The following is a 6,412-nucleotide window of genomic DNA, read 5'->3' as shown; positions in this document are numbered from 1 at the left end:
TCCTGCTCCAGCATCTGCGCGCGCGCCTCCGAGCCGATCACCGACTGGAAGTCGCGCACCATCTCCGGATAGGGATGCGGGCCGGCGGCGGTGCCGATCAGGTAATAGGTGTCCTCGACATTGGTGACCCAGTCGCGCAGGGCTTCGTTCATGGCGTCCTTCAGCGTGCCGTGGCCGGCGGTGACCGGCCGCACCTCGGCGCCGAGCAGCTTCATGCGGAAGACGTTGGGGCTCTGGCGGGCGACGTCGGTGGCGCCCATGTAGACGACGCAAGGGTAGCCGAAGCGCGCCGCGACGGTTGCCGAGGCGACGCCATGCTGGCCAGCGCCGGTCTCGGCAATGATGCGCTTCTTGCCCATGCGCTTGGCAAGCAGGATCTGGCCGAGGCAATTGTTGATCTTGTGCGAGCCGGTGTGATTGAGGTCCTCGCGCTTGAAATAGACCTTGGCACCGCCGAGATGTTTCGTCAGCCCTTCCGCGAAATAGAGTTTTGACGGCCGCCCGGCATAGTGGGTGGAGAGGTTCTGCAGCTCGGCCTTGAATTCCGGATCGTTCTTGGCGTGGTTCCACTGCTCCTCGAGGTCAAGGATCAGCGGCATCAGCGTTTCGGCGACGAAGCGGCCGCCGAAAATGCCGAACATGCCCTGCTCGTCGGGTCCGGTGCGGAAGGAATTGGGCATAGCCGGCTTGTTCATCGCCGATCTCTCCTTGACTTGGTGAGCATGTCCTTGTCGGAAAACCGGATTCCACTTTTCCGGGACATGCTGCATTTTAGTTTCGAGCATGTCCTTGTCGGAAAACCGGATTCCACTTTTCCGGGACATGCTCGGGTTTGAGCCTGCTCAGGCGGCGCGGTCGTCGCGCGCGGCCCTGACGGCCCGGAAAAACTGCTCGATCAGCGCCGGATCCTTGACGCCCGGAGCGCGTTCCACACCGGACGAGACGTCTATTCCGGGAGGGTTCGCCAGTCTCAGGGCATCGCCGATATTGGCGGCGTTGAGCCCTCCGGAAAGCATGTAATCGAGCCCGGCGTCAAGGCCGGCAAGGATGCGCCAGTCGAAGGCGACGCCATTGCCGCCCGGCAGTTGCGATCCCTTGGGCGGCTTGGCGTCGAACATGAAACGATCGGCAATCTCGACGAACGGCTTTACACGCTCGAGGTCGGCTGTCTCGCTGACGGAAAACACCTTCATGACAGGCAGGCCGTAACGCGCCTTGAGTTCCGCCACGCGCTCAGGCGTTTCCGAACCGTGCAGTTGCAGCATGTCCGGCTGCATCTTGGCGACGATCTCGTCCAGGAAGGCATCATCGGCGTCGACCGTGACGGCAACCGCCGAGGCCTTGCCGCGCGCCGCTTCGCGCAGGCGCCCGGCCTCGGCGGGCTCGACATAGCGCGGGCTTTTGGGGAAGAAGATAAAGCCGACATGGCTGGCGCCGCCGGCAAGGGCGGCGGCCATCGCGGCGTCGGTCTTCAATCCGCAGATCTTGATGTCGAGCGTCATGGCGCGGGCTTGGCACGAAAAGCCGCGAGAGTCGAGAAAAAGCATGCTGTTGCCACCACGGCGGAAAACGCTACCTTCATATAGGGACCACAGGCGAGAGCAGGATAATCATGGCCGACCGGACCGTCGCCGAACTCCGACAAAAGATCGCGCAGGCACGCGAGGTGATCGCGCATCTGATCGACAAGGCCGCCGTCAACGGCGCCGAGGCGCACCGGGCGCTGGAGTATTTCAGCAGCGACGCCTTCGACCGGGATTTCCTGCCCTGGCCGCATATCGAGGAAGGGCTGCGGCCCGAGGAGCTGAACGCGGCGAATGATGATTGAGGGAGTGCGTGAGGCGAGGCAACTACGCGGTCGTCATCCTAGGGCGGAGCGACGCGGAGCGGCGCGCAGACCCTAGGATCCATGCCGTTACATCAGCCGAAAGGTGCACCGGCGGAGAATGTTCTCTTTTTCGTTCAACGACATAGCATCGCTTGCACCGCTGCGGCGCCCGCACGTCACGGCATGGATCCTCGGGTCTGCGCGCGTCGCTTCGCTCCTTGCTCCGCCCGTGGATGACGAAGTTGAGATGGCTCGGCTAGCAGTGCCGACGGCCTTCGCACCATTGCCCCGCGGTGGCTACTCAAACACAATCGCCTGCAGCGCGCCGCCGTTGCGCTTCAGCCAGTCCTTGCAGCGATCGGTATCCGGGCAGAGCTTCTCGCACAGCTTCCAGAATTTCGGGCCGTGGTTCATCTCCTTGAGATGCGCCACCTCGTGCGCGACGAGGTAGTTTATCACCGCCGGCGGCGCCATCATGATGCGCCAGGAGAAGGAGAGGTTGCCCTCCGAGGTGCATGACCCCCAGCGGCTGGAGGTATCCTTGTACCTTATGGCCTTGGCGCGCTTGCCGATCGCCTCGGTGTGCTTGACCACCAGCCTTTCGATCTCCTTCTTGGCTTCGCGCTTGAGGTAGTCGGCGACACGGCGCGGCAGATGGATGCGCTCGCCATGGACGACCAGAAGCGGGCCGCGGTCGTCGCGCGAGACGGTGACGGTGCCGCGCTTCGAAGGCTCATGCACGATGCGGTGCGGCACGCCGCGGATCGGGATCTTTATGCCGGGGCGCACTTGCGGGCGGGTCGGCACCTTGGCCAGGCGCTGCTCCAGCCAGTCCTGGTGGCGGTCGAGGAATTTCTCCACCTCTCCCCGGCGCAGGCCGGGCGGCACGGTGACGCGCAGGCCCTGGCCACCGGAATCGATGCGCAAAGTGAGCCGCCTGGCCCTGGCGCTTTCGACGATCTTCAGCGGCAGCGTTCGGCCGGCGACGCAATGTTCGCGCTCCACCACAGGGGTGGGCTTTGGCTTGGTCAGATTGTGAAAGAAGCCGAGGGTCATGGCTGGACGATACGCGATTCGAAAAAAACGGCCAGTGGAGGGAAGCTACAAAGAGAACAAAAAAGAAACGGCGCCGCTAGACGCGACGCCGCATATCATACCGGAGCCTGTCGCGTGGCTTCAGTCGTCGAGCAGGTTCGTGCCCTTGCCGCGCTTGGAAGCGGGCTTGTCGGCCGAGCCGGTGGTGGTCGGCGCGGTATGCTTGTTGCGCTGGGCCATGAAGCGGTCGAACTCGTCCTGGTCCTTGGCGCGGCGCAGTTCGCGGGCGTAGTCGTCGAACTCGGTCAGCATCTCGTCGAGCTTGCGGCGCTCCTCGGCCAGGCGCTCCAGCTCCTTCTCGCGCCAGTCGTCGAAGGCGACGTTGCCGGTGCGAGCCGAGCCGTGGCCCCAGCGGGCCGCCTTGTCGGAGCTGCGGCGGCAGCCGGCGAAGATGCCGTCGGTCGCGCGGTTGACGTCGCGCTTGAAGCCTTCCAGCCGGTCGCCCCAGATGATGTAGGCGAGCATGGCGAAGCCGAGCGGCCAGAACACCATGAAGCCGATGACCATCAGCGCGATGGTGGCCGGCGTCCAGGCCGGACGGATCAATGCACTCGTATTCATTTCTCCCAATCCTTCCGTTGGAGACAGCCAAACCGGCTGCGTGGAATCGAAATGGGAAGGCGAAATGGGCTATTCAAGACAAATCCGGCCAAAACCGGCGAAGCTTCTGAAATGATTATCGCTTTTTGAGTTTTTCCAGGAAAAGCACTGCCATGCCGGCGATAAGCCCCCAGAACGCCGCGCCGACGCCGAAGAGCGTGAGCCCCGAAGCCGTCACGGCGAAGGTGACGGTGGCCGGCATGCGTTCGCCGGCGTCATGAAGGGCTATAGACAGCGCATTGGCCAGGGGCGCCGTCAAGGCGAGCCCCGCGACCAACACGATCAGGCTTTGCGGCAGGACGGCGAAGATCGCCACCAGCGAGGCACCGAAGATGGCGAAGATGAGGTAGGCGAGCGCGTAGAATGGTCCGGTCTTCCACCGCTCGGCCGGATCCGGATGGACATCGGGACCGGTGCAGATTGCGGCCGAGATCGCCGCGAGATTGGTGGTCGCGGCGCCGAACGGCGCCGAGAGCAGCGAGAACAGGCCGGTTACGCCAATCAGCGGGCCGGGTTCGGGGTGGTAGCCGGCGGCGCGCAGCACCGCCAGGCCGGAAAGGTTCTGCGAGGCCATGGTGACGAGATAGAGCGGCAGGGCAAGGCCGATGATCGCCGATGCAGTGAATTGCGGCGCAATGAACGTCAATGTCGACAGTTCCGGCACCGGCAGGCTGCCGACGCGGCCGGTGAGGAAAGCGGCAAGGCCGCCGCCGACCAGCACCACCAGCACGGAAACCGCCGGATTGAACAGGCGGATGACGAAGAAGGCGGCGATCAGCGGCAGGATCAGCCAGGGATCGGCGGGAATGGCCTTCACCGCATTGACGGCGAAGCTGACCAGGATGCCGGCCAGCATGCCGGACGCGACCGAGGCCGGGATCTGCGCGATCAGCCGGGTCAGCGGCTTGAACAGGCCGGTGGCGACCAGAAGGACACCGGTGACCATGAAGGCGCCGACGGCCTGCGGCATCGTGAAACCGCTGGAGGCCGCGATCAGCGCCAGACCAGGCGTCGACCAGGCGGTGATGACCGGCATCTTCGTGCGCCAGGACAGCCACAGGCACTCGATCGTCATGGCAAGGCAGATCGCCGTCACGCCGCTTGCGGTCTCGATCTGTGTGGCACCGACCGCCTTGGCGGCGGCGATGACGAGGGCCAGCGTGCCGCCAAAGCCGACGATCGCGGCGACGAAGGCGGATATCGGGATGGAGATGCGCATGGTCAGGCGGCCCGCCTGACCATGTCGGCGACGGCGCGCTTCAGCATGTCGAGATCCTCGGGACGGGACAGGCGATGATCGCCGTCGGGGATCAGCGACAGCGTCACATCGTCGGCGGGCAGCATCGATGCGAGCTTCAGGGCATGGCTGGACGGCACGTCCGGATCGGCCAGGCCCTGCAATATGTGCACCGGACAGTGCGTGTCGATCGGTCCGATCATGACCCGGTTGGCGCGGCCGTCCTCGATCAGCGCTCGGGTGTAGATATAAGGCTCGTCCGAATAGTCGGACGGCTCGGCAAAAAATCCCTTTTTCGAAAGATCGCGCTTCTGCGCCTTGGTCAGCACCGGTTCGATCAACTCGATCGTGAAGTCAGGCGCCGGCGCAAGCAGCACGAGACCGGCCACGCGGTCGTCGCCCGCCCGGCGCAATTCCTGCACCATGCGCAGCGCGATCCACGCCCCCATCGAGGAGCCGACCAGGACCTGCTTGCCTTTGCTGAAGCGCCGGAAGACGGCGAGGCTCTCGGCCAGCCATCTGGAGATCGTGCCGTCGGCGAATTCGCCGCCCGATTCGCCATGGCCGGAATAGTCGTGGCGCAGACAGGCACGGCCCTCGCGAGCGGCCCAGGCGGCAAGCGTCTCCGCCTTCGTGCCCAGCATGTCGGACTTGTAGCCGCCGAGCCACACCACGCCGGGCGCCGCGCCGGGCGCCTGCCTGACGGCGATGCTCGATCCGTCGACATCGATGAAAACCGGAGCGCTGGCGGCCATGGGCTTGTCCTTTCCGCCGGTCTTTTGACACAGGCGGTGGTTCAACGAAAAGTGCTCGCGGCATTTCTTTGCTTGGTGCAGGTAAAGGCAAGCGGACAGGTGATTTTCCAACCAGCCTGTGCTATTGACTCACGCCCCGCGCTCCCCACATAGGCGCGTCCAGCAATTCGAATTTACTGAACCCTGAACGAAACGGCCGAGGAGACCACGACCATTCGCAGACCTTTCAAAGCAGCGGCACCCACCAAGGACGGGCCGCGCTCCAACCGAGACATCCGGGTTCCCCGGGTCCAGCTTATCGACGCCGAAGGCCAGAACCGCGGCGATGTTTCCATCAACGACGCATTGCTGCTGGCCGAAGAGGCCGGGCTCGATCTCGTCGAGATATCGCCCAATGCTGTGCCGCCCGTCGTCAAGATCCTCGATCTCGGCAAGCTGAAATACGCCAACCAGAAGAAGGCGGCCGAGGCGCGCAAGAACCAGAAGGTCATCGAGATCAAGGAGATCAAGATGCGCCCGAACATCGACAGCCATGACTATGAGACCAAGATGAAGGCCGTGCGGCGCTTCTTCGAGGAAGGCGACAAGGTCAAGCTGACGCTGCGCTTCCGCGGCCGCGAGATGGCGCATATGGAGCTTGGCATGCAGCTTCTGAACAAGGTGCGCGAGGAAGTGGCGACGATCGCCAAGGTCGAGGCGGAGCCAAAGCTCGAAGGCCGCCAGATGATGATGGTTCTGGCGCCGCGCTAAATCCCGCCAAAATCATGGTGCAGGGCGTCCCGACGATCGGCGGGACGCCTGTTTTCTATCCGATCGCCACTCGATGATCGGGTTTCCGATCGCGAGCAAATCGACGATCGAATTCCTCGATCGCGAGCAAATCTCGACGATCGCTTC

The 6,412-nt window shown here is 64.1% G+C and carries 8 protein-coding genes; 2 read left to right on the top strand and 6 right to left on the bottom strand.

Features of this window, described 5'->3' with window-relative positions:
* Together EOA23_RS00845 and EOA23_RS00840 are read right to left on the bottom strand one after the other, a co-directional pair.
* Window positions 1-695: pyridoxal-phosphate dependent enzyme (locus tag EOA23_RS00845; protein ID WP_127302565.1), on the bottom strand; the 695-nt coding region annotated here is incomplete at its 3' end.
* Between the two features lie 147 nt (window positions 696-842).
* Entirely contained in the window at window positions 843-1,502 is a 660-nt protein-coding gene (locus tag EOA23_RS00840; RefSeq protein ID WP_127302576.1) for a phosphoribosylanthranilate isomerase, read from the bottom strand.
* Window positions 1,503-1,612: 110 nt separating this feature from the next.
* Here EOA23_RS00840 and EOA23_RS00835 point away from each other — a divergent pair, with 110 nt between their 5' ends.
* Window positions 1,613-1,828: a hypothetical protein gene (locus EOA23_RS00835; RefSeq protein WP_126063346.1), complete on the top strand. Its 216-nt coding sequence runs from the start codon at window positions 1,613-1,615 to the stop codon at window positions 1,826-1,828.
* Window positions 1,829-2,125: 297 nt separating this feature from the next.
* On the opposite strand, the gene EOA23_RS00830 is transcribed toward EOA23_RS00835, so the two are convergent.
* The 4 genes from EOA23_RS00830 to EOA23_RS00815 form a co-directional block, all read right to left on the bottom strand.
* Window positions 2,126-2,884, bottom strand: a complete 759-nt coding sequence (locus EOA23_RS00830) for a M48 family metallopeptidase (protein WP_127302564.1) — start codon at window positions 2,882-2,884, stop codon at window positions 2,126-2,128.
* A 120-nt stretch (window positions 2,885-3,004) separates the two neighbouring features.
* Window positions 3,005-3,484 (bottom strand): DUF2852 domain-containing protein, encoded by a 480-nt coding sequence (locus EOA23_RS00825; protein WP_127302563.1) that lies wholly within the window; start codon window positions 3,482-3,484, stop codon window positions 3,005-3,007.
* A gap of 115 nt (window positions 3,485-3,599) precedes the next feature.
* On the bottom strand, window positions 3,600-4,742 hold the full coding sequence (locus EOA23_RS00820; RefSeq protein WP_127302562.1) for a benzoate/H(+) symporter BenE family transporter: 1,143 nt from the start codon (window positions 4,740-4,742) through the stop codon (window positions 3,600-3,602).
* 2 nt (window positions 4,743-4,744) lie between these two features.
* Entirely contained in the window at window positions 4,745-5,515 is a 771-nt protein-coding gene (locus EOA23_RS00815) for an alpha/beta hydrolase (protein WP_127302561.1), read from the bottom strand.
* Between the two features lie 213 nt (window positions 5,516-5,728).
* Between EOA23_RS00815 and infC the strand changes: the two genes are divergently transcribed.
* The gene (gene infC / locus EOA23_RS00810) at window positions 5,729-6,265 is read left to right on the top strand and encodes a translation initiation factor IF-3 (RefSeq protein WP_010912915.1); all 537 of its coding nucleotides are present in this window, start codon (window positions 5,729-5,731) and stop codon (window positions 6,263-6,265) included.
* Window positions 6,266-6,412: the final 147 nt, after the last annotated feature.

The sequence above is a fragment of the Mesorhizobium sp. M2A.F.Ca.ET.042.01.1.1 genome, from assembly GCF_003997405.1.
In the GTDB taxonomy this organism is placed as follows: domain Bacteria; phylum Pseudomonadota; class Alphaproteobacteria; order Rhizobiales; family Rhizobiaceae; genus Mesorhizobium.
The sequence above is the reverse complement of the archived record's forward strand: the minus strand, read 5'-3'. Positions and strand labels throughout refer to the sequence as shown.